This window comes from Thalassospira sp. MCCC 1A01428 (assembly GCF_002115825.1).
GTDB lineage: Bacteria > Pseudomonadota > Alphaproteobacteria > Rhodospirillales > Thalassospiraceae > Thalassospira.
Genome location: NZ_JFJZ01000016.1, coordinates 26,061 through 47,646 on the forward strand (window position 1 = coordinate 26,061; position 21,586 = coordinate 47,646).

Genomic DNA, 21,586 nt, shown 5'->3' on the forward strand with positions numbered 1-21,586 from the left:
CAGGTGGCGCAGGATATTCCCGGTGCCGTGCTGTTTTCTTGCAGTTACAATGCCGTTCGCTCCATTATGGCAGCAACATTGATGCGGCATTTTCACGGTAACCGGGTTTATGTTGAATGTTGCGGGTTGCGGGCGGGCGACCTTGATGGTTTTGCCGTGGCCGTCATGGATGAAATCGGCCTTGATATTTCAAACTACAAGCCCAAAACCTTTGACGAACTTGAAGACGGCTTTTTTGATTTGATTGTCACCCTGTCGCCCGAAGCCCAGCACCGGGCGATGGAGATGACCCGTACCATGGCGTGCGATGTCGAGTTCTGGAATACCTTCGATGCCACCTTGATCGAAGGATCGCGCGAAAACCGGCTGGAAGCCTATCGTCAGGTGCGCGATCAGCTTAAAAAACGCATTCTTGAACGTTTTCCGCTGGCTCCGCCGCCCAAGGTTTAAGACCTGCCGATTATCTGGATATTTACTCCAGAATCTCGGCCTCGCTGGCAAGGTTGCTCAGGGCATCGCCATCCAGAACAAAAATGCGCTCATTGACGGCACTTTTCATTCCAATTTTACGATAGAATTTTTGCCCGGTCATGTTTTCGGCATCCACCGACAGGCGAATGTAATGCCGATTGTTTTGCCGGGCGTGGGCGGCGACATGGGCAAACAGGTAACGGGCAAATCCGCCGCCGCGCAGGGACGAATCCACATATAAATCCTGAATATAAATGCCGGCCTTGCCGCGAAAAGTTGAATAACTGTCGAAATACAGGCACATCGCCAGTGGCATTCCGGCATCTGTTTCGCCAATCAGGGCATGAAAAGCGGGGATGTTGCCAAATCCGTCGCGGATGATGTCTTCTTTTGTGCTGGTAAATTTATCCAGGCTGTCGGTGACCCGGGCAATTTCCCTAAGCATGGCGTGCATGTGCCCGGCATCCTTGGCGGTGGCGGGGCGAATTTTGGGGAATTGATCGGGGGTTAGAACCGTTTTCATCAAACATCCATCTTTTGGCATAAATAACGCAGGCGGGGGTGGCCCTGTGCAGGGATGTTACCTATATTAAACGAAACATGCACGTACCGCATTGCCGGGGCGCACTGTGCGACATGCGAAAGGGCTTGACCTTTTCGCGTGAACAGCGCAGTTTGCGCCAACCGGTCGTTGGTGTTGCAGCACGAAAGTTTAGGAGTCACATGGCTAAAGAAGACGTTATCGAGTTTCAGGGCACAGTCACAGAACTTTTGCCCAACGCGATGTTCCGCGTGAAGCTGGACAATGACCACGAAATTCTCGCTCATACTTCGGGCAAGATGCGGAAAAACCGTATTCGCGTTCTGGCTGGCGATCGCGTCAGCGTTGAAATGACGCCGTATGATTTGACCAAAGGTCGGATCACTTTCCGCTTTAAATAATCCGCAGCAGAAGTTCCGGTTTGTTGCCGCCTTGTTCACAGGGCGGCTAGGGGTGTGTCAAACACCCCGTTAAAACTGGAACAGTCTTTATCCTGCGCGAACCGACGCAATGCCGCATGATCTTTGATCTGGCGGCATTTGTCTGTTTATAGCCCTTTTTATTAAATCGCATTTTGTTTACGGCAAAGGGCAACCGGGCCGGTTTTATCGGGGCGTTTGTCCTGCTATGGTTCGACTTTGCACCGCATTTTGCAAACGGAGAGCCATCCTTTGTCCACGACTGTTTCATCCAAACTTGTTCTGGCCTCGGCATCGCCCAGGCGTGTTGAATTGCTGACCCAGATCGGCATTACACCCGATGCGATTTCGCCTGCCGATATCGATGAAACACCGCAGCGTGATGAAAGCCCGCGCCGCCTTGCCCTGCGCCTGGCCGAGGAAAAAGCCCGTGCCGTGGCGGAAAATCACGAGGGGGCGTTTGTTTTGGCAGCTGACACCGTGGTGGCCTGCGGGCAGCGCGCCCTAGGCAAACCCGAAGATGCCGCCGAGGCGCGCAAGTTTTTGCGTATGTTGTCAGGGCGGCGTCACCGGGTGCATGGCGGCATTTGTGTGATCGCCCCTGATGGCACCTTGCGATCACGTGTGGTGGAAACACAGGTTATTTTTCGCGGCCTGAACGAAGGCGACATCAATCGTTATCTTGCCGGGGACGAATGGCAGGGAAAAGCCGGTGCCTATGCCATCCAGGGGCAGGCAGCGGTTTTTATTCGCCATGTTTCCGGGTCGTATAGCAACGTGGTTGGTTTGTCGCTGTATGATGCCGATGCATTACTACGTGGTTTGGGATATTACCCGGAGGCAGAATAAATGCCCGATCAGGCAAACTGGCGCGACAGGCTGTTACTGATTGATGCGGTGGCCGATGAGCGCCGGGTTGCCCTGGTTGCCGATGACCGTGTAAGGCGTATTTGGCTGGATCGGGGCGGACCGCGCCGGTTTGATATTCATATTGGCCGGGTTTCGCGCGTTATGCCCGAAATGGCCGCTGCAATGGTGGTATTGGAGGGGGGCGACGATGGATTGTTGCCCCTTGACCGGATAGACGGCCCTTTGCATGAAGGGCAATGGGTTGTTGTGCAGGTCTCGCGCCTGGGATTTGACGACAAAGGCCCCAAACTGACCGGGCGTATTGCCATTGAAGGCATGGCGATGATTTTTCGCCCCGCCGGCCATGTTATTGATATTCCCCGCAAGATAAATGACCCGGCACGACGTGACCATTTGGCGGGTTTTTTAAAATCGCTGACCCAACAGGGCGAAAGCCTGACCTTGCGCAGTTCTGCCGCCGATTGGAGCGATGATGCCTTGCGTGGTGAATTTGCCCGGCTTAAATCGGTCTGGAAACAGGCGGTGGCGGCGCATAAAAATGCCGAAAAACCCCGGCAGGTTTTTCGGGCCTTGTCCGATGTTGATCAGGTGATTGAACGCCATGTCATGGCCGGTGTGCCATGTATCGTGGATGGTATGGCTGAATATATCCGGCTGCGGGGTCTTTTGCGCGCACATGGGGCCGATGATGCGGCACTGAGCGCACATAAGGGCAATTCATTGCTGTTTACCCATCAAGGCGTTGAAAAGGCGCTGGACGAGGCGCTGGGGGTGCGGGTGGACTTGCCTAGCGGTGGCTGGATTGCAATTGAACAAACAACAGCACTTTGCGCCATCGATGTTAATGCAGGCGGCGCGCAAACCGGAACCGGGGCAAATGCCGACCGGCGCAATCTGGATGTTAATCTGGCTGCGGCATCTGAAATTGTTGATCAGGTGATTTTACGCAATATTGGCGGTTTGGTGGTGATCGACCCGATCCGCATGCCGGGCCGGGCCGCCCGTGATGCGTTTGAAGCAGCCTTGCGAACCCGGTTTGGCGCCGAAATGGATGGTGCGGTGCAAATGGGCGGTTTCACCCGGTTAGGTTTATATGAGCTGACGCGCCAGCGCAGCGGGGCCGATTTGGCATCGCTGATGTTTGATAAAGGTGGTTCGTTAACCCAATGGGGTGTGCCCGGGCACGACGCAGCCAAAAACACCGTTTTGCGTGGCATTGCAGGTGCCTTGCGCCATCAGCCGATGGGGCAATGTTGCTTGCGCCTGCATCCGGTTATCGCCCGGATGTTTAACGAACAGGAAAATTGCCAGCGTATTTTAACCGACCTGTTTGGTGTGTTGCCGCAACGGGTGGCAGATGCCGATCTGGCACTGGATCAATATGTGATTGAAAGGGTTTAGGGTATGGCAGGTAAAATGACGGCTTCGGGAACCAGCAAGGCGCAATCGAAGATTACGGAATGTGCGATGTGTGGCGCCCCGGTGGTGGAAAAATACAAACCGTTCTGTTCAAAACGCTGTGCGGATCTGGATTTGGGCAAATGGCTGAACGCCAGCTATGCCGTCCCCGCGACCGAGCCGCCAGAGTATCTTGAAGACCTTGAAGATGAAGACGAATTTTAAGTTTAAAAAAAATGCGAAAACAGGCTGGACAAGGTGAAAGCCAGCTTGTATAACCCCGCTCGTTCCGCAGGGAACGCTTCCGGAAACGGAAACGCTTCAAGGTTGCCCGGATAGCTCAGTTGGTAGAGCAGTGGACTGAAAATCCGCGTGTCGGTGGTTCGAATCCGCCTCCGGGCACCACTTGAAGATCAAAAAAAACCCGGCTTTGGCCGGGTTTTTTTGTGCCTTTTTTCAGGGGCAATTTCCACAATACTTTATTCTTTTGCAACGATGCATCTGTTTGCAAGAATCCGCCATTCGGGATTTGTCATAGCCCGGCCTGTTTTTTATCCTGCGTAAAACAGGGTAGAAAATGTGCGAAACAGACCGGAGTCGTGACTGTATGAACATGACTTGGCCGGGTTCGATATTCAGATGAACATCGTGCTTCACATACCGGTGTTTTGGCGTAAAAATGCTTGCATTTCCGCGATTTACCCTGATTTTTACAGGAATATTACAAAGAATTGATGCATGTTTGAGCGATATCATTTCAAATTGCTGAAATATGTTTCACGATAGAATAGCTGTTTGAGCGAACCGTGTGATGCGGCGTTAGACGCTTGATCAGAAACAGGTTGCATTAGAAGGATCCGGCATGGCGGAGAAACAGATCGAGATCGAGCTAAAGATGCGGATCGATCCGAAGCATGTGAATCGTCTTAAACAAGCGCCGGTTCTGCGCGAAGTAAAAGAAGGGCGGCGTTTATCGACAACGCAACTGGTGTCGATCTATTACGATACGCCGAAATTATCGCTGTCACGCAAAGGGCTTGCGATTCGGGTGCGAAAAAAAGGTGCCACCGGATGGGAGCAGACGGTTAAGGCATCCAACGGACTGCGCGCCGCCCTGCCAGAGCGACAGGAATGGACGGTCGAACTTGAAAACGGTGAACTTGATCTGTCAAAATTCAGCGATCAGGACGTTCTCGCCTTGCTCGACAAGATGGTTAAAAGCAAGAAAATCGAACGCATTTTTGAAACCGATCTTGCGCGCACCAGCGTTGATCTGGGGTATCGGGATGCGGTGATGGAACTGGCAATTGACCAGGGTGTGGTGCGTGCCGGAAACCGCGAATCCCCGATTTCCGAAGTTGAACTGGAATTAAAGGAAGGCCACCCTGCCACCCTGTTTGACCTGGCGCTGGAATTGCAGCGCACCGTGCCGCTGTATTTAAGTTTGCGTTCCAAGGCATCACGCGGTCGGTCGCTTTATTTTGATGAACAGCCAACATTTTATCGTGCCGATCCGGTTGGTTTGCAGGCCGATATGAGTGCGGAAGAAGCCTTTCGCGCGGTGATTGCCCAGGGTGTAACCATGATTTTGGGCAACGAAGTCTGTGTGCGCAAAGACCTGCACCCCGAAGGGTGCCATCAGATGCGCGTCGGAATGCGCAGGTTGCGTGTTGCCTTTAGCCTGTTTCGCCATAACCTGCCGGCGGGCGAAGCTGTTTTAATTCGCCGCCTGTTAAAATCCTGCGCCAAGGGGCTGGATGCCTTGCGCGACTGGGATGTGTTTTTGGATGAAACCCTGCCGACCATTGAGCTGCGGTTTCCTGACAAAACCGAACACGGCCCGAATGCCGAATTGCGCAAAGCCGCCGAAGGGCAGCGTGCGCTGGCCTTCAAGGCTGCAATTGCAATGCTGGAATCGTCAGATTATCAGCAACTTTGTTTGCTGCTTGGTGCATGGTCGAGCTATTCGCGCTGGGCATCGGGGGCCAGTGCGGCGCAAATGCGGGCCATGTCCGCCCCGATTGGCGAACTGGCCGCACCGCTTTTGGAAAAAGCGCGCAAGCGCATGGCCCGTCGCGGCGATAATTTGACCGAACTTAGCATCACCGGCCTGCATGCCTGGCGGCTGGATGTAAAACAGATGCGTTATGCCTGTGATTTTTTCTATGAAATCTATGGCGGTAAATCGGTTAAAAAATTTCGCAGCAGCCTGGCCGAATTGCAGGATATTCTGGGTCAGTTAAATGATGCTGCCGTTGCCGAAGCCAGACTATCGGTACTGCAACCCGACCTTGATGCCGCAGGTTTGATCGGCGTCGGGCGAATTGCGGGCTGGTATGGCGCGCGGGCCGATTACCGGTTGCAGGGAATAGCCGCCGCGTGGAAAGCCTTTGATAAACAAAAGCCGTTTTGGCGTTAAAGAACCGCTGATTTTCGCTGTTTGCGGTGTCTGGTTCCGCCAAACCGGCAATTCATCCCGGTCCTGTCAGATCGAGACAGGCCGGGTAGGGGCCAAAGCACTTTCCCTTTAATGCGTATCGTCCCCGGTGCTGGCGGCTTTCATGTCGCGATAGGCATTCATAGCGCGGTCGCGCCCCCCTTTTAAATCGACAATCGGTTCGGGGTATGTGTGCCCCAGTTTAACACCCGCCCCGTGTAGGATAAGGGCAGGGGCCTCCCACGGTTTATGGATGTGGGTGTTTGGCAATTCGCGAAGTTCCGGCACCCACCTGCGCACATAATCGCCGTTTGAATCAAATTTTTCACCCTGTAAAACCGGGTTGAAAATGCGAAAATACGGTGCTGCATCTGCCCCGCTACCGCCAATCCATTGCCATGAAAACGGGTCCGCCGCCGGGCAGGCATCGACCAGGGTGTCATCAAACCATTCCAGCCCATGGTGCCAGTGTTGCAACAAATGTTTGACCAGCAACGACCCGACAATCATGCGGACCCGGTTATGCATATAGCCGGTATGCCAAAGTTCGCGCATGCCGGCATCCACAATCGGGTAACCGGTTTGCCCGCGTTGCCATGCCTTCAGGTCGGCTTTGTCGTCACGCCACGGGAAGTGGGCAAATTGCGCCTGCAGGGGGGTGTGGCGCAAATCATCGGCATGAAACAGCACATGATGGGCAAATTCGCGCCAGCCCAGTTCGGATAAAAATTTTGATGCAGTTTTGCCGTGCCCGGGCTCGGCTTCGGCATGGTGGGTTAGCGCGTGCCATATTTCGCGCGGGCTGATTTCACCAAAACGTAAATGCGGAGAAAGTTCGGATGTCACCAAATGATCGGGCCGGTCGCGCAGGTCAGCATAATCAACCAGACGATCGTCGATAAAGTCATGTAATTTCTGGCGGGCGGATTTTTCACCAGGGGTAAATCGCTCGGCCAGTCCGCCTGCCCAATTCACCGGTACGGGCGACAGGTCCAGGTCACTCAGCGCCATCGCGTCATCTGGCGTGATGCCCGATAACGGCATGTTTTGGGGGGCCGGTTTGGGCTGCCGGGGTGGCGGCATTTTCAGGCAGGCCCGCCAGAAGGGGGAAAACACCTTAAACGATGTGCCCGCGCCGGTTTTGACTTCCCAGGGCTCAAACAGCAAGTGGCTGTTAAAACTGTCGCACAGCAGGTTTAACGTATCGCGACAATGGTTTTTAAGGGCAGTATCGCGTTTGACCGATTGCGGGTCATAGCAGCGATTCCAGAATATCGCCGCGATATCGTGGTCGTGGCATAGTTTTGAAAGGGTCTGTTTTGCATTTTGGCGAAACAGATGCAGGATTTTACCCGGCGTTTGTGGCGCAGGCTGATCGCCTAGCGTGGCGATGGCCATTTCAAGGTCGGTCAGGCTTTTTTCCAGCCACCAGCGTGTCGCACCACCTAGCTGGTTTTCCATAACGTTATCAAGAATATAAACGGGCAGAACAACGCCATCGTTCTCTTTGGCCCATGTTATGGCAGCATCTAAGGCGGGATTGTCGGTTAACCGCAAATCATTGCGAAACCACATAATGGCAATCGGGGGGCGGGGCATCCGGGCCTCTTGTTATCGCGGGTCCAAAGGCGAGCAGAGCGCGTCACTTTATCAATACCAGGGGAAGTATATGACGCGCTCGTGCTCTGGCTCGGGGTACATTAAGATTTACGGCGTAAAATCGTAACCAGATCACGAAAACTTTCGTCCAGCAGTTTTTTCTCCCACCCGGCAAATCCCAGTATCAGCCCCTGACGTGCAGGATCGTTAACAGGGGCTGCCCTGTTATGGAAATAGGACGATAAAAACCGGCAGTCGATTTGCCTGGCAAGCAGGGCCTGTTCATAGGTTTGGTCTGCTTTGCCATTAACCAGGCGGGCGCAAACGTGCAATCCGCCATCGGTTGGCACAACATCAAGCAGGTCAGGGGCCCGGGTTGTGATCAACGATAAAAGATGCAGGCGTCTTTCCCCGTATAGCTGGCGCATTTTGCGAACGTGGCTTCCAAAATGGCCATCGGTGAAAAATGCGGCCAGGGCTGCCTGGGCTGTGGGGGCCGGAACACCGTCGGCAAAGCCGCGCAAACCACGAAAAACCGGCACCAGATCGGGGGGTAATACCAGATAGCCCAGTCGAATGCCCGGAAACAGAACCCGTGAAAACGTGCCAACATAAATCACACGGTTATCCCGGTCCAACCCTTGCAGGGATGACAAAGGCGGGCCGTCATAACGATATTCGCTGTCGTAATCATCCTCGATGATCCAGCCATCAACATCGCGCGCCCATTGTAGCAGCGATAATCGCCGTGCCAGCGACAATGTGGTGCCCATCGGGTAGTTGCGGGATGGCGTGGTGACAACCATGCGGACGGGGGCGGTTGTTTCGGCTGTCAGCGCGCTAACCTGCAAGCCTTCCTGATCTACGGCAATGGGGTGAATAACCGCACCATTGGCGGCCAGTACCCCGCGTATGCCTTCATATCCGGGGTCTTCAAGGGCAACCACATCGCCCGGGTCAATCAGGGCGCGCCCGATAAGATCAAGCGCCTGTTGGGCGCCCGATACAATCATGATGCGGCTGGCATCGCAATTCACCCCGCGTGACTGCCGCAACCAAGCCGCGATTTCGCTGCGCAATCCGTGCAGTCCCATGCTGTCCGTCGGGGTGGACAGGGCCTGTTTGGGCAGGCGCCACGTCCGGCGTAATAACCGCGCCCATATATCAAACGGAAACGCCGATAAATCAGGGGTGGCGGGGTTAAATGGCCTTGATGTGGGAAAATGCGGGTGATGACGGTTGTAAGCAAGGCTGCGCAGGGCACTTTTGCTGATCCGAAGCGGCCGTGGCGGGGCCTTGCTATTACCGTGTTCGGGGTGGGGGGCGGTTGTGCCGGTTGCCGCCGGGCTGATGGCCGGAATTTGGGTGTTTAACGGGTTTGCATGGGCGGCTGCGTCGGTGCGGGGTGGGGTAACCGTTTCACCCATATTAAATAACCGGTCAGGCAGGCTGGCGGCAACAAAGCTGCCCGCGCCCACACGACCTTCCAGATAGCCTTCCGACATCAGCAAATCAAATGCATTGACCACGGTATTGCGGGACATGCGCAATTGTTGCGCCAGGTCGCGGGTGGCAGGCAGTTTTTCGCCCGGTTTTAATCGGCCGTCCAAAATGGCCGCGCGAATGCCCAGGTAAAGCCGCCGATATGCCGGTTGGCTGGCCTCATCAGGGCGGCTTGCGAATATCCAGGAGAAAACGGTGCTCATGCCGGGCTGTGCTTTGCAAAATTGGTTCTATCAATTTTCTTATATCGGTTCTTATGAAAAGTCCAATTTTGGCGATGATGCGGGCAAAGCAATTTATATCGGTGGGCCCGTGACAGCCAGGGAGAGAGCAATGAGCGCGACCAATTATGATACTCAGCCTCATACCAAAGTGGTTCGGGGTGCCAAGCGCGCCAGCTATGATCGTGAAGCGGTGCACCGCATTATTGATGAAGCAATCATTTGCCATGTCAGCACGGTGCTGGATGGGCGCCCGGTAATGATCCCCACCGCACACTGGCGGGTGGGCGAACAGTTTTATATTCACGGGTCGTCAAAAAATCGCATATTGACCGCGCTTGCCAACGGGGCGGAGGCCTGCATTTGCATCGCCCATCTTGATGGGTTGGTAATGGCCCGTGCCGCCATGCATCATACGGCCAATTATCGTTCGGTGGTGATGTATGGCAAAGCACGTGTCATTGAGGATCCGGCGTCGAAAATGGAACAGGCCGCCCTGTTTATTGAAAAACTGGCCAAGGGGCGCTGGGAGCAAATTCGCCATCCGAACCCGCAGGAACTAAAGGCGACCATGTTCCTGGAATTCGACATGGAAGCAGTTTCGGCGAAAATTCGTGCGGGCGACCCTGTTGATGACGAAGAAGATTATGCCTTGCCGGTTTGGGCCGGGGTTTTGCCCTGTCGCACTGTTTGGGATGCGCCGATAGATGATAGCCGGCTTGACCGCAGCATTTTAGGCGATGCCACCCCTGCCTAGAAGCTGCGAACTGGCGCAGGGTTGCTCTCAACCGGCTGGCCCTGCGCCATTTTCATAAAAAAATGCGGACCCGTGTGGCCCGCATTTTTTGCATTTGTGATTTGTCGCGGTGGCGTTATTTCGCCATTGCAACAGCAATTTGCGCGCCCAGCCGGGCATTGTTGCGCACCAGCGCAATGTTGGCTTCCAGGCTTTTGCCTTTGGTATGCTGCGTTACCCGTTGTAACAAAAACGGGGTTACATCACGCCCGTGAATGTTCAGCCCCTTGGCTTCGACCAGGGCCGAGTCAATGGCATGTTCAATGGCTTCAAGTGCCAGGGCCTTGTCGGCAGGTGGCGGGTTGCCAATCACAACGCCGCCTTCAAGGCCAAATTCCCATTTCGATGCCAGGAATGCGGCAATTTCGCCCGGTGTATCAAGGCGCAAGGGCGCTTTTTGCCCGCTTTTGACCGTGTAAAACGCCGGAAATTCATCGGTGCCATAGGCAATAACCGGCACGCCCAGCGTTTCAAGATGTTCCAGCGTCATGGGAATGTCCAAAATCGCTTTGGCCCCTGCGCACACAACGGCCACGCTGGTTTTGCCCAATTCGGTCAAATCGGCCGAAATGTCAAAGCTGGTGGCAAGTTCGCGGTGAACGCCGCCAATGCCGCCAGTGGCGAAAACCTTGATTCCGGCTTTTTCTGCCAAAATCATGGTGGCGGAAACCGTGGTTGCCCCGTCGCATTTTTTGGCAATGGCATAGGGAATATCGCGACGCGACAATTTTAAAATATCGCTGCCTTTGGCGAAATATTCCAGCTCAGCCGGGGAAAGCCCGATTTTGCAGCGCCCGCCAATAACGGCGATGGTGGCCGGAATGGCACCGTTATCGCGCACATCCTGTTCAACGGCCTGTGCGGTTTCCAGGTTTTGCGGATAGGGCATGCCATGCGAAATGATCGTTGATTCCAGGGCAACGACCGGCGCGCCGCTGGCAAAGGCTTCGGCAACTTCGGGGGCAAGATCAATAAATTCGGACATTCTCATGCTCATATCACGGTTAAAGTTTTAAGGTTCAGGATTAGATAAAGAGCTCTGCATTTGCCAGCTATAATTCCGGATAGGTGGCTTGATGTAAGGTAGGGCAGCCTGTAATCAGGTTGGCGGTCGTTTTGTGCCGAAAAGCGTTCTGACCAATCACTGGGTCGAAGAAAGGGGAATGGCCGTTATGTCCGAGGCCTTGAAATGCCTGAAACAGCGTTATCCGACGGCTGCGACTTTTAAATTTGGCGATAGTGCCGGTTTGTGTGCGTCTCTTGTTGGACTGGTGCGTGCGGGGAAAAAAGTCGCGACCTGCGGGGCATTACGCGATTATCAGAACGGCGAGGCCATGCCGGAAGTTGGCCGCCGGGATATTGCCCTTAACTGGGATGATACGCCCGCTCTTGTCATTGAAACCGTTGAAATCATTCAGTGCCGATTTGACGAGATAAGCGAAGAAATGGCCCTGGCCGAAGGCGAGGATGACAGCCTTGAAGAATGGCGGGTGGGGCACAGCGCCTATTTTGAGCGTAATGGCGGTTTTTCCCCGGACATGCAAATCGTATGGGAACGCTTTCGTCTGATCGAGGATTTGGGCTGATAGACCAGTTTGTCGGCATCATGTCATTGTTGGCCGGTTCGTATTGCGGCGTGTGACTTACATTGCGGGTGTGTGTTGTAATTCGCTGCTCAAAACGTCCAGAAAGTGACGAATGCGTGGCGGCAAAAACGGGTGTTTTTCAAAGGTTGCGTAAAGGGCAATGTCATCGCAGGCATAATCGCCCAGACATTCAACCAGGGCCCCGGTTTGAATGTCATCGGCAATGTCCCACATGGCTTTCAGGCCAATGCCACGCCCGGCCCGGATCAGGGCATGCAAAACCTCGCCGCTGCTGGTTGCCAGTTGGCCCTTCACCTGTATGTGGCGCTTTTTACCATTTTCCTGAAATACCCAGCGGTCAAACTTGCGGTTCTTGCGCATCAGGCAAATGCAGTGGTGAGTCAGCAAATCTTCCGGGGTTTGGGGTGTGCCATTTTTTGCCAGATATTCCGGCGTGGCGCACACGGCACGGCGGCTGGTGATTAACTGGCGCACAACAATGTCGGGGGCTTCGGGCAGGCCGATACGAATGGAAACATCAATATTGGCGTCATTCACAACGGGCTGGTCATCCGACAGGGTAAAGCGAATATCGATATCGGGGTAAAGCGCACTGAATTTTGCAATGATCGGTGTGATCAGGGTGCGACCGATCTGCATCGGCGCGCTAATGCGTAACAGGCCGCTGGGCTTTACCGTTTTGGCGGTAATTTCCGCCTCGGCCGCATCAAGCTGTGCCAATATATTCTGGGCGCGTTCGTAATATAAAATGCCTTCATCCGTCAGCGAAAACCGCCGTGATGACCGTTGAAACAGCCTGATGGACAAGCGCTTTTCCATGGCTGAAAGGCGTCGGCTCATGGTGGCGGGGGAACTGTCGCACTGGCGGGCTGCCTCGGACAGGTTGCCAGCATCGACAATTTTGCAAAAAAGTCGAAGATCACTAATTTCATCATTCATGGCAGGGGCATTTTTACTATTTTCTTTGCAGTTATTGCAAAGATACTGTGCATCCTGCCCGATTGTTCCGCAAGTGCCAAAGCCCTATCGTTATCACGATCAATTAAACTTTTCAGGCATCCGAATATGTCGCGCAAACCCGAACTCACCCCGGGACTGATCGCATTAATGGCTGTTGGCAGTGGGCTTTCTGTTGCCAGCAACTATTATGTCCAGCCCCTTCTTGACCTTTTGTCACAGGAATTCGCCCTGTCTTCCACCCAGGCCGGGTTGATTGTGACGGTATCGCAACTGGGTTATCTCGCCGGGCTGATTTGCATCGTCCCCCTTGGGGACCATCACGAACGCCGCAAACTGCTGACTTTAACAACCGCCCTTACCGCCGCCGGGCTGATGGGAATGGCTTTTGCACAAAGCTTTGGCATCCTGCTTTCAGTGGCGGTTGTGGTGGGGCTGACCAGTGTGACGGCGCAAATTCTGGTGCCGTTGGCCGCCCACCTTGCCACCCCGGCCAAACGGGGGGCCACAGTCAGCACAGTTATGAGTGGCCTTTTGATTGGCATTTTACTGGCACGGACATTTGCCGGGCTGGTGGCCGAATGGGGCGGCTGGCGCGCGGTTTATATGGTTGCGGCCATTTTGATGGCGATGTTTTCCCTCGCCTGTTATCGCTTTTTGCCCCATATCGCGCCAACGTCCCATACCACCTATCGCCAGCTTTATGTCTCGATCCTGCATCTGTTTCGCGATGAACCGGTATTGCGTCGGCGCGGTTTTCTGGGCGGGATGCAATATGCCGTCTTTGGCATTTTATGGACGTCGATGGCCTTTATGCTGGCCAAAAACTTTCATTACAGCGAAGGCGTGATTGGCATGTTCGGCCTGTTAGGGGCCGTTGGCGCGTTGACTGCAAAATTTGCCGGAAGGCTGGCTGACCGGGGCTGGGCCCGGTTGGGGACTGGCGGCTTTATCCTGATGACGACACTAAGCTGGTGGCTGTTATATTCCGGGCAATGGTCAATCATTGCATTTGGCTTGGGGGTCGTGTTTCTCGATCTTGGTGTGCAGGGCGCGCATATTTCCAATCAAAGCGAAATTTACCGCCTGAACCCCGATGCCCGAAGCCGCCTGACCACCGGTTATATGTCCTGCTATTTTCTGGGCGGGGCGGCTGGTTCGGCTTTGTCGGCAACATTTTATGGTATCGCAGGGTGGAGCGGCGTTTGCATGATCGGCGCTGCCGTATCGCTGGTTTCGTTCCTGTTTTGGGCCGTGACGGAATTTCGCATGCCTTTGAAGCGGATGCGTCATGCACCCGGCTTGCATTAACAGCCCCATATCTGCGGCCATTTTTGTATGTATGGTGGGTGCAAAACCCACTAAACGCCCGCGCACATTGCAGCGCGTAGTTATAAAAAAATGGCCGCCCGTTGCAAAATGGGCGGCCATTTTTAATTCAAATCGAAAAGATTAGTTCTTTTCTTTGTCAACCAGCTGGTTGGCAGCGATCCACGGCATCATGGCGCGCAGTTTGGTGCCAACTTCTTCGATTTCGTGTTCGGCGTTCAGACGGCGGGTTGCCTTGAACATCGGCTGGCCGCAATGCATTTCCTGAACGAAGTCACGTACGAATTTGCCTTCCTGGATGTCTTTGAGGACATCTTTCATGCGTTCTTTAACCGAAGCATCGATCACGCGCGGGCCGGTAACATAGTCACCATATTCAGCAGTGTTCGAGATCGAATAACGCATGTTGGCCATGCCGCCTTCATACATCAGATCAACAATCAGCTTCACTTCGTGCAGGCATTCGAAATAGGCCATTTCCGGCGCATAGCCAGCTTCGGTCAGGGTTTCAAAGCCGTATTTGATCAGCTGGGTCAGGCCGCCACACAGAACAGCCTGTTCGCCGAACAGGTCGGTTTCGCATTCTTCGCGGAAGGTGGTTTCGATAACGCCGGAACGACCGCCACCAATAGCAGAGGCATAGGACAGGGCCAGTTCAAGGGCATTGCCCGATGCGTTCTGTTCGACAGCAACAAGGCAAGGAACCCCGCCGCCACGCGCATATTCGGAACGAACCGTGTGGCCCGGGCCTTTCGGTGCAACCATCATGACATCAAGGTCAGCACGGGCTTCGATCAGGCCGAAATGAACGTTCAGGCCGTGTGCAAACATCAGCGCGGCACCTTCTTTAAGGTTATCGCGCAGTTCGTTGGCATAAATGGCCGCCTGGTTTTCGTCCGGCGTCAGGATCATGACGACATCGGCCCATGCGGCGGCTTCGGCCGGGGTCATGGTTTTCAGGCCTGCTTTTTCGGCTTTCTTACGCGAAGAAGACCCTTCACGCAGGCCAACTGCAACTTCGGCAACGCCGGAATCATGCAGGTTAAGGGCATGGGCATGGCCCTGTGAGCCGTAACCAATGATGGCAACTTTTTTGGTTTTGATCAGGTTAACATCTGCATCGCGGTCGTAATAAACACGCATCTTTCGATACCTCTGGACGTGGGGCCCTGCTTTTTTATCATTTTGCAGGGCCGCTGGATTAAAAGGGTTGAAATGTTTTTGCCGCCCGACCCATGCCGGGAGGGACAAATTCACATCATCAGGGTGCCGCGCGAAATGGCGGCAACACCGGTACGGGAAATTTCCGAAAGGCCAAGCGGTTCCATCAATTTATTGAAGGCATCAATCTTTTCAGGGCTGCCGATGATTTCGAAAATAAAGGAAGTGTTGGTTGCATCGACCGCACGCGCCTTGAAAATATCGGCAATGCGCAGGGATTCAACACGTTTTTCACCGGTCGCAATGACCTTGACCAATGCCAGCTCGCGTTCAACGCTGGGGCCGGCCAAGGTCAGATCACTGACCTTGTGGATCGGAACCAGACGCCCGAGCTGGGCCTTGATTTGTTCGATCACCATGGGGGTGCCCGAGGTGACAACGGTAATGCGCGACAGGCGCGAACCGGCGTCAACTTCGGCCACGGTCAGGCTTTCGATGTTATAGCCACGGCCCGAAAACAGGCCAATAACGCGGGCCAGAACGCCCGCTTCGTTGTCCACCAGAACAGAAATGGTGTGTTTTGAAATTTCGGTTTCTTTCACGGTCTTGCTCCGCTGCGGTCGGGGCGGGCGATGAACCATCGCAACCAGCCCCACCTGTCATAATGAAAATATCGGTGTTCCGGCTGTGCTTTTTACAAAGCAGGCCGGTCAGACCAGTACCATCCCTTCATCGGAATCAATGGCCTGGTCGCCACTTGTTTCATGGCCTAGCAACATTTCATTGTGCGGCTTGCCAGACGGGATCATCGGGAAACAGTTTTCCTTGTCATCCACCGCAATGTCGACAATCACCGGGCCGTCAATATCGAGCATTTTCTGCAAGGTGGCATCCAGATCGGCCGGGTCCTTGCAGGTCAGGCCGGTAAAGCCAAAGGCATCGGCAAGTTTGACAAAGTCGGGCAGGGTTTCGCTATAGCTTTCGGAATAGCGCGATCCGTGCAGCAATTGCTGCCACTGGCGAACCATGCCCATATAGCGGTTATTCAGAATGATGGTTTTTACCGGCAGGCGATACTGGGTCAGCGTCGCGCATTCCTGAATGTTCATCATGATCGAGGCATCGCCGCTAAAGCAAATGACCGTCGCATCGGGATGGGCAACCTGAACGCCCATGGCAGCCGGAAGGCCATAACCCATGGTGCCAAGACCACCCGATGTCATCCATTCATTGGGGTGTTCAAACCCGAAATGCTGGGCGGCCCACATTTGATGCTGGCCGACATCGGTGGTGATGAAGGTTTTGCGATCGCGTGTCAGCGCATGCATACGGCGAATAACATGCTGTGGCTTGATAATATCGGCAGGCTGAACATAAGACAGGCAACGTTTTTCGCGCCAGCCTTCAATTTCGCTCCACCAGGAATCCAATGCAGCCTGGTTAATGCTGTATTGTTTGGCTTTCCAGATTTTCATCATGTCTTCAATGACATGGCCGACATCGCCCACAATGCCCACATCAACAGCAACGTTTTTATTGATCGAGCTGGGATCAATATCGATCTGGATTTTGGTTGAGCCGGGCGAGAAGAAATCGATATTGCCGGTCACACGGTCGTCAAAGCGTGCACCAATGGCAACCATGACATCACAATCATGCATCGCCAGGTTGGCTTCATAGGTTCCGTGCATGCCCAACATGCCCAGATATTGTTTATCCGATGCCGGATAGGCACCCAGCCCCATCAGGGTCAGGGTAATCGGTGCGCCGGTCAGACGGGTAAATTCTGCCAGCAATTTGCAGGCTTGCGGGCCGGAATTGATAACACCACCGCCGCAATACAGAACCGGCTTTTTCGCCGAGGCCAGAATTTCAACTGCCTTTTCGATCTCGGACCGATCCCCCTTCACCGGCGGGTTATAGGTGCGATGCTGAACCTGGGATGGGTCAATATACGGGGCTGGCGAAACCAGAATATCCTTGGGCAGGTCGATCACGACCGGGCCGGGGCGACCATGGGTGGCAACATGAAAGGCCTCGTGCATGGTGCGGGCCAGCTTGCTGCTTTCCTTGACCAGATAGTTGTGCTTGGTGCAAGGGCGGGTGATGCCGGTGGTGTCAGCTTCCTGAAAGGCGTCGTTGCCGATCAGGTGGGTCGGCACCTGGCCGGTCAGGCAGATGATCGGGATCGAGTCCAGTAACGCGTCGGTCAGGCCGGTAACGGCGTTCGTCGCACCCGGGCCGCTGGTGACCAGTACGCAGCCAACCTTGCCGGTGGAGCGCGCATAGCCTTCGGCAGCGTGGACGGCAGCCTGTTCATGGCGGACAAGAACGTGACGAATGTGATTCTGTTTGAATATTTCGTCATATAGCGGAAGGACGGCGCCGCCGGGATAGCCGAATACGACTTCCACACCCTGGTCTGTCAGGGCCTGCAACACTACTTCCGAACCATTCATAATACGTTCTGCCATGATTTTCCGAGCCTCTTGTTTAGCGACAACAACGTGTCGCGTGATAACCGCGTGATTGAAACATGATCGATCTACCCTGTGATTGGGGTTGAAAAAGCCGCCGAAACGGCGGTTTTCCGCCATTTCACCGGCGGAAAGGCCAACCTATCGCCTCACTTTGGCGCGGTCAACAGAAATTGGTGAACAAGATTACGCAATTTGCCTTCCAGACTTTCCGAATATTGCGTGTCGATGGTCTCGCGGTCAGTCATTTGATGGCGAAACCACGTTAACTGGCGTTTGGCATAACGGCGGGTTTCGCGTTGTGCCAGGGCCTTTGCCTCGTCCAGCGAGAGCGTCCCGGCCAGGCAGGATGCAAGCTCGCGCACGCCAACGGCCTTCATTACCGGGGATTCGGGCGGCAGCTTTTGTTCAATCAGAAATTTAACCTCGTCTATCGCGCCCTGTTCGATCATCAGGTCAAAACGCCTGTTGCAGCGGTCATATAAAATGTCGCGGGGCGGCATGTAACAGAACTTCAGAAAAGCCATGCCATTTGGTGGAGGCAGCATTGCAGCGCCGTGCCAGTGCGCCAAACCGTGTCCGGTGGCGCGTAAAACCTCGGCTGCGCGAATCAGCCGCTGTGTATTGGCAGAATCCAGCGTTGCGGCCGTTGCGGGGTCGTCTTTTTGCAAGCGGGCAAAAAACGCCTCGTGGCCCAGCTCGGCCAGTTCGGCGGTGACGGTTTCGCGGATTGATTTATCAATATCGGGGATAGGGGCAATGCCGTTGGTCAGGGCGTTTAAATACATGCCGGTTCCGCCAGTGACGATGGGCAACTGCCCGTTGGCATGACAGGCGGCAATTTCGGCCAGGGCCATTTCGCGCCATTTGCCTGCCGAACACGCCTCGCGCCCTGACAGCACGCCATAGAGACGGTGGGGCGCGCGTGATAACTCGTCGTCATCCGGTCGGGCACTTAGCACGCGAAGTTCGCGGTAAACCTGCATGCTGTCGGCATTAATGATAACACCGTCAAATTCCCGCGCCAGATCCAGCGCCAAGGCTGATTTGCCACTGGCCGTAGGGCCGGCAACAATAACGACAGGTTGGCTGGGGGATGGTGCTGGCAGGGTCAAGGTAACGTCTTTCGTTTGGTGTCAGATCGGCAAATCATCATCGGGGTAACGCGGCGTATGTTATGATCTTTGGCCGAGGGCAGTTACAACCGGAGCCACAAGATGTTCATCACTTTGCACGGTTATCAATATAGCGTTTATACGCGGATTGTAAGAATGGTCTTGGCCGCCAGGTCGATTGCGTATCGCTATGTTGAAATTGATCCGTTTACCGAGACATCCGATCACGCCCGGTGCGGCCTGCATCCGTTTGGCCGGGTGCAGGTGATCGAGGAGGATGGTTTTGTTTTATACGAAACCGCGGCGATTTGCCGATATCTGGATGATGTTTCAGGCAAGGTAACATTATGCGCCAAAGCCCCGCGTGACCGCGCACGGATGAATCAGATCATCGCAATCACGGATAATTATGGCTATTGGCCTATGGTGCGGCAGGTCTTTTCACAGGGAGTGTTCAGAGTGGCCGAGGGCGGGACACCCGATAATGCGGAATTTGAGGCGGGATTGGCAACCTCTCGTCAGGTTTGTCATGCGCTTGAGGATATTGCCAGTGGTGGGGAATTTCTGATCGGGGGCGGTTTAAGCCTGGCCGATTTGCATTTAGGGGCAATGATTGCCTATTTTACCGCCGCTTCTGAAGGCCAGGCGATGATTGCCACATTTCCAAGGTTGGCGGCATGGTGGCAGGTGATGCGAGAAAACCCGTTATTAAGTGAAACAGACCCGGGCTTACCTAACGCCCTGAGGGCATGATTTTTGTTTAGCCAATTCTGTTTGCCGCCTTTTTATGTTTTGCGATGGATGGGGCGTTATCCCGTTGTTGGCGCTATGCGTGAAAGGAAGTTAGCAGGCAGGCACACCACTACCTGCCGGTTTCGGCCAAAAAGGCCCGAAATGTTCTAACCTTCGGGGTTGCACGGGGCTTCTTCCGGGGCATCCCACGGGTTGCAAATGGTGACACCTGTTGGTTTGAATTCGTCGGTGTTGCGGGTAACCACGGTCAGGCCATGCACAAGGGCAGTTGCAGCAAGAAGGGTTGCCCCTTCGGAATGGGGCGCGCGGCTGTGAAACTGGGCGCATTTGCGGGCGACTTTTTCGTTGATGGGGAGCACACGCCCATCAAAGGCGGGAATTACGTGGTCATCCAGCCACTTGCGCATGAGCGGCCCGCGGTCCTCGTCTTCCCATTCAAATTCCAGAATGGCAATTTCAAGTTCCAGAATGGTAATAGCCGACAGAAATGTTCCTGCCGTGGGCACAGAATTGGCCCATTTGACAACATTTTCGTTGGCTTTTTCGCTGCCTGCCTTACGCAGTTCAACGATAACGTCACTATCAAGCAGATACATTATTTAAAATCCGTCAGGTCGGACATATTTTCTATGCGTTGGGGGTTCAGATCGATTTCGACGGTTTCCGGCATTGCCAGCAGGTCGACAATCGACGGCGCAAGGCCCAGGATTTTCTGGTATTGCTCAATCGACAGCAAAACATGAGCGGGTTTGCCCCGGTCTGTGATGAAAACCGGTCCTTTATGGCTGGCCTTTTTGGCTTTGCTGGTATCCTGGTTAAACTCGCGGGCGGTGAATGTGCTGATCTCCATGATGGGCTTTCTGTTATTCGTGGCTGCAAAACGAACGTCAAAATAGCAGGTGTCTTACTTGTATCAATGTTTCTACTCCGGTGATGTTCCGTCTTTGGCGAAACTTTTCTTGTCTTTGTGGCGCGCAATCAGGATAAAGACGGCAATAATCCCCCAATACAGCCAGCAAGGAGCCTGCATTAAATGGATCTGGTGTTGACCCTGATCACCGCGCCAAATTCCGGCGCCCTGACCCATGATATGATTAACGAGGCAACCGCCGCGCTAACGCAGGCCGGGGCCAGGGTTGGCGATACAAGCTGGCTTGCACAAAATGAAGCCTGCGATATTGCCTTTGAGAATATAACGCTTGAGGAAGCCGAAAAGGCATTGGGAAATTGTGTTTTTTCTGCAGACAAGGTTGTGCAGAAAGCTGCTGGACGCGCCAAAAAACTGTTGATAGCCGATATGGACAGTACAATGGTAACCGGCGAAACCCTTGATGAACTTGCCGATTTTGCCGGTGTTAAAGACCGTGTTGCCGCCATTACAGCACGCGCCATGAACGGCGAACTTGATTTTGAAGAAGCGATTGACGAACGGGTTGGTTTGCTTGCCGGGATGTCAACCGCAATGCTGGACGAAGCCTGGAAGCGCATTGAATATACCGGTGGTGCCCGGGTGCTTGTTGCCACCATGCGGGCAAACGGGGCTTATGCCGCCCTGGTGTCGGGCGGGTTTGACTTTTTTACATCCGCTGTACGTCAAGACCTTGGCTTTGATTTTGATCAGGCCAATGTCTTGTTAACCAACGACGACAACACCCTGACGGGCAAGGTGCAAAAACCGGTTCTGGACCGCCAGGCAAAGGTGGACGCGCTGGAAATGCTGGCCGCACAAAACGGGATTACGGCACGCGATGCCATTGCCGTTGGCGATGGGGCCAATGATTTGCAAATGATCTCGATTGCCGGAACCGGGGTGGCCTTTCATGCCAAACCATCGGTGCAAAAACAGGCCCGCATTCGCATTAACCATGGGGATCTGACGGCTTTGTTATATTTGCAAGGTTATGCACGCGATCAGTTTGTTGGCGGGTGACC

General features: G+C 54.3%; 22 protein-coding genes and 1 tRNA gene. 12 read left to right on the top strand and 11 right to left on the bottom strand.

The features are described from left to right. Positions 1–3 precede the first annotated feature (3 nt). Entirely contained in the window at positions 4–450 is a 447-nt protein-coding gene (locus THS27_RS13660) for a low molecular weight phosphatase family protein (protein ID WP_085591768.1), read from the top strand. A 22-nt stretch (positions 451–472) separates the two neighbouring features. Here the strand turns inward: THS27_RS13660 and THS27_RS13665 are convergent, their stop codons facing one another. After that, positions 473–994: a GNAT family N-acetyltransferase gene (locus THS27_RS13665; protein WP_085591770.1), complete on the bottom strand. Its 522-nt coding sequence runs from the start codon at positions 992–994 to the stop codon at positions 473–475. A gap of 200 nt (positions 995–1,194) precedes the next feature. On the opposite strand from THS27_RS13665, the gene infA reads away from it, so the two are divergent. The 6 genes from infA to THS27_RS13695 all read left to right on the top strand — a co-directional run bounded on the left by infA (position 1,195) and on the right by THS27_RS13695 (position 6,118). Further along, positions 1,195–1,413 (top strand): translation initiation factor IF-1, encoded by a 219-nt coding sequence (gene infA, locus THS27_RS13670; protein ID WP_073955974.1) that lies wholly within the window; start codon positions 1,195–1,197, stop codon positions 1,411–1,413. Positions 1,414–1,683: 270 nt separating this feature from the next. Further along, a complete protein-coding gene (locus THS27_RS13675; RefSeq protein ID WP_085591772.1) occupies positions 1,684–2,280 on the top strand; it encodes a nucleoside triphosphate pyrophosphatase in 597 nt (198 codons plus the stop codon). After that, on the top strand, positions 2,281–3,702 hold the full coding sequence (locus THS27_RS13680) for a ribonuclease E/G (protein ID WP_085591774.1): 1,422 nt from the start codon (positions 2,281–2,283) through the stop codon (positions 3,700–3,702). A 3-nt stretch (positions 3,703–3,705) separates the two neighbouring features. Next, on the top strand, positions 3,706–3,924 hold the full coding sequence (locus tag THS27_RS13685) for a DNA gyrase inhibitor YacG (RefSeq protein WP_246832960.1): 219 nt from the start codon (positions 3,706–3,708) through the stop codon (positions 3,922–3,924). 104 nt (positions 3,925–4,028) lie between these two features. Further along, positions 4,029–4,104 (top strand) — tRNA-Phe (locus THS27_RS13690). A gap of 457 nt (positions 4,105–4,561) precedes the next feature. Further along, positions 4,562–6,118, top strand: coding sequence for a CYTH and CHAD domain-containing protein (locus THS27_RS13695; RefSeq protein ID WP_085591776.1), 1,557 nt, complete (start codon positions 4,562–4,564; stop codon positions 6,116–6,118). Positions 6,119–6,226: 108 nt separating this feature from the next. Here THS27_RS13695 and THS27_RS13700 read toward each other — a convergent pair whose 3' ends face one another. Beyond that, positions 6,227–7,735, bottom strand: coding sequence for a deoxyribodipyrimidine photo-lyase (locus THS27_RS13700; RefSeq protein ID WP_085591778.1), 1,509 nt, complete (start codon positions 7,733–7,735; stop codon positions 6,227–6,229). Between the two features lie 101 nt (positions 7,736–7,836). Beyond that, positions 7,837–9,441, bottom strand: coding sequence for a PLP-dependent aminotransferase family protein (locus tag THS27_RS13705; RefSeq protein WP_085591780.1), 1,605 nt, complete (start codon positions 9,439–9,441; stop codon positions 7,837–7,839). A 130-nt stretch (positions 9,442–9,571) separates the two neighbouring features. On the opposite strand from THS27_RS13705, the gene THS27_RS13710 reads away from it, so the two are divergent. Continuing rightward, positions 9,572–10,216: a pyridoxamine 5'-phosphate oxidase family protein gene (locus tag THS27_RS13710; protein WP_085591885.1), complete on the top strand. Its 645-nt coding sequence runs from the start codon at positions 9,572–9,574 to the stop codon at positions 10,214–10,216. 115 nt (positions 10,217–10,331) lie between these two features. Here the strand turns inward: THS27_RS13710 and THS27_RS13715 are convergent, their stop codons facing one another. After that, positions 10,332–11,240 carry a pseudouridine-5'-phosphate glycosidase gene (locus THS27_RS13715; protein ID WP_085591782.1) on the bottom strand — a complete coding sequence of 303 codons (909 nt, stop codon included), beginning with the start codon at positions 11,238–11,240 and terminating at the stop codon, positions 10,332–10,334. A 133-nt stretch (positions 11,241–11,373) separates the two neighbouring features. Here THS27_RS13715 and THS27_RS13720 point away from each other — a divergent pair, with 133 nt between their 5' ends. Then, positions 11,374–11,841 carry an ASCH domain-containing protein gene (locus tag THS27_RS13720; protein WP_210402908.1) on the top strand — a complete coding sequence of 156 codons (468 nt, stop codon included), beginning with the start codon at positions 11,374–11,376 and terminating at the stop codon, positions 11,839–11,841. A 57-nt stretch (positions 11,842–11,898) separates the two neighbouring features. Here THS27_RS13720 and THS27_RS13725 read toward each other — a convergent pair whose 3' ends face one another. Then, positions 11,899–12,801 (bottom strand): LysR family transcriptional regulator, encoded by a 903-nt coding sequence (locus THS27_RS13725; protein ID WP_085591783.1) that lies wholly within the window; start codon positions 12,799–12,801, stop codon positions 11,899–11,901. Positions 12,802–12,927: 126 nt separating this feature from the next. Between THS27_RS13725 and THS27_RS13730 the strand changes: the two genes are divergently transcribed. Further along, positions 12,928–14,130 (top strand): MFS transporter, encoded by a 1,203-nt coding sequence (locus THS27_RS13730; RefSeq protein WP_085591785.1) that lies wholly within the window; start codon positions 12,928–12,930, stop codon positions 14,128–14,130. A gap of 141 nt (positions 14,131–14,271) precedes the next feature. Here the strand turns inward: THS27_RS13730 and ilvC are convergent, their stop codons facing one another. From ilvC to miaA, 4 genes are all read right to left on the bottom strand, one after another. Continuing rightward, positions 14,272–15,339, bottom strand: coding sequence for a ketol-acid reductoisomerase (gene ilvC, locus THS27_RS13735; protein WP_256376800.1), 1,068 nt, complete (start codon positions 15,337–15,339; stop codon positions 14,272–14,274). Between the two features lie 62 nt (positions 15,340–15,401). Further along, entirely contained in the window at positions 15,402–15,911 is a 510-nt protein-coding gene (ilvN, locus tag THS27_RS13740; RefSeq protein ID WP_371455627.1) for an acetolactate synthase small subunit, read from the bottom strand. 108 nt (positions 15,912–16,019) lie between these two features. After that, positions 16,020–17,783, bottom strand: a complete 1,764-nt coding sequence (locus tag THS27_RS13745; RefSeq protein WP_085591789.1) for an acetolactate synthase 3 large subunit — start codon at positions 17,781–17,783, stop codon at positions 16,020–16,022. A gap of 152 nt (positions 17,784–17,935) precedes the next feature. Continuing rightward, positions 17,936–18,901, bottom strand: a complete 966-nt coding sequence (gene miaA / locus THS27_RS13750) for a tRNA (adenosine(37)-N6)-dimethylallyltransferase MiaA (RefSeq protein WP_085591791.1) — start codon at positions 18,899–18,901, stop codon at positions 17,936–17,938. Positions 18,902–19,003: 102 nt separating this feature from the next. On the opposite strand from miaA, the gene THS27_RS13755 reads away from it, so the two are divergent. Then, positions 19,004–19,654, top strand: a complete 651-nt coding sequence (locus THS27_RS13755; RefSeq protein ID WP_085591793.1) for a glutathione S-transferase family protein — start codon at positions 19,004–19,006, stop codon at positions 19,652–19,654. 146 nt (positions 19,655–19,800) lie between these two features. Here THS27_RS13755 and THS27_RS13760 read toward each other — a convergent pair whose 3' ends face one another. Continuing rightward, positions 19,801–20,250 (bottom strand): type II toxin-antitoxin system VapC family toxin, encoded by a 450-nt coding sequence (locus THS27_RS13760; protein ID WP_085591795.1) that lies wholly within the window; start codon positions 20,248–20,250, stop codon positions 19,801–19,803. Further along, positions 20,250–20,504, bottom strand: coding sequence for a type II toxin-antitoxin system Phd/YefM family antitoxin (locus THS27_RS13765; RefSeq protein ID WP_085591797.1), 255 nt, complete (start codon positions 20,502–20,504; stop codon positions 20,250–20,252). The genes THS27_RS13760 and THS27_RS13765 overlap by 1 nt, the downstream gene beginning before the upstream one ends. A gap of 183 nt (positions 20,505–20,687) precedes the next feature. Here THS27_RS13765 and serB point away from each other — a divergent pair, with 183 nt between their 5' ends. Beyond that, positions 20,688–21,584 carry a phosphoserine phosphatase SerB gene (gene serB, locus THS27_RS13770; protein ID WP_085591799.1) on the top strand — a complete coding sequence of 299 codons (897 nt, stop codon included), beginning with the start codon at positions 20,688–20,690 and terminating at the stop codon, positions 21,582–21,584. Positions 21,585–21,586: the final 2 nt, after the last annotated feature.

Coding starts and splice junctions, on each gene's coding strand:
- THS27_RS13700 (WP_085591778.1), bottom strand. CDS start 7,735: ATGCCCCGCCCCCCGATTGCCATTATGTGGTTTCGCAATGATTTGCGG.
- THS27_RS13765 (WP_085591797.1), bottom strand. CDS start 20,504: ATGGAGATCAGCACATTCACCGCCCGCGAGTTTAACCAGGATACCAGC.
- THS27_RS13705 (WP_085591780.1), bottom strand. CDS start 9,441: ATGAGCACCGTTTTCTCCTGGATATTCGCAAGCCGCCCTGATGAGGCC.
- THS27_RS13730 (WP_085591785.1), top strand. CDS start 12,928: ATGTCGCGCAAACCCGAACTCACCCCGGGACTGATCGCATTAATGGCT.
- THS27_RS13665 (WP_085591770.1), bottom strand. CDS start 994: ATGAAAACGGTTCTAACCCCCGATCAATTCCCCAAAATTCGCCCCGCC.
- THS27_RS13710 (WP_085591885.1), top strand. CDS start 9,572: ATGAGCGCGACCAATTATGATACTCAGCCTCATACCAAAGTGGTTCGG.
- THS27_RS13745 (WP_085591789.1), bottom strand. CDS start 17,783: ATGGCAGAACGTATTATGAATGGTTCGGAAGTAGTGTTGCAGGCCCTG.
- THS27_RS13685 (WP_246832960.1), top strand. CDS start 3,706: ATGGCAGGTAAAATGACGGCTTCGGGAACCAGCAAGGCGCAATCGAAG.
- THS27_RS13755 (WP_085591793.1), top strand. CDS start 19,004: ATGTTCATCACTTTGCACGGTTATCAATATAGCGTTTATACGCGGATT.
- serB (WP_085591799.1), top strand. CDS start 20,688: ATGGATCTGGTGTTGACCCTGATCACCGCGCCAAATTCCGGCGCCCTG.
- infA (WP_073955974.1), top strand. CDS start 1,195: ATGGCTAAAGAAGACGTTATCGAGTTTCAGGGCACAGTCACAGAACTT.
- THS27_RS13760 (WP_085591795.1), bottom strand. CDS start 20,250: ATGTATCTGCTTGATAGTGACGTTATCGTTGAACTGCGTAAGGCAGGC.
- THS27_RS13695 (WP_085591776.1), top strand. CDS start 4,562: ATGGCGGAGAAACAGATCGAGATCGAGCTAAAGATGCGGATCGATCCG.
- THS27_RS13725 (WP_085591783.1), bottom strand. CDS start 12,801: ATGAATGATGAAATTAGTGATCTTCGACTTTTTTGCAAAATTGTCGAT.
- THS27_RS13715 (WP_085591782.1), bottom strand. CDS start 11,240: ATGTCCGAATTTATTGATCTTGCCCCCGAAGTTGCCGAAGCCTTTGCC.
- THS27_RS13680 (WP_085591774.1), top strand. CDS start 2,281: ATGCCCGATCAGGCAAACTGGCGCGACAGGCTGTTACTGATTGATGCG.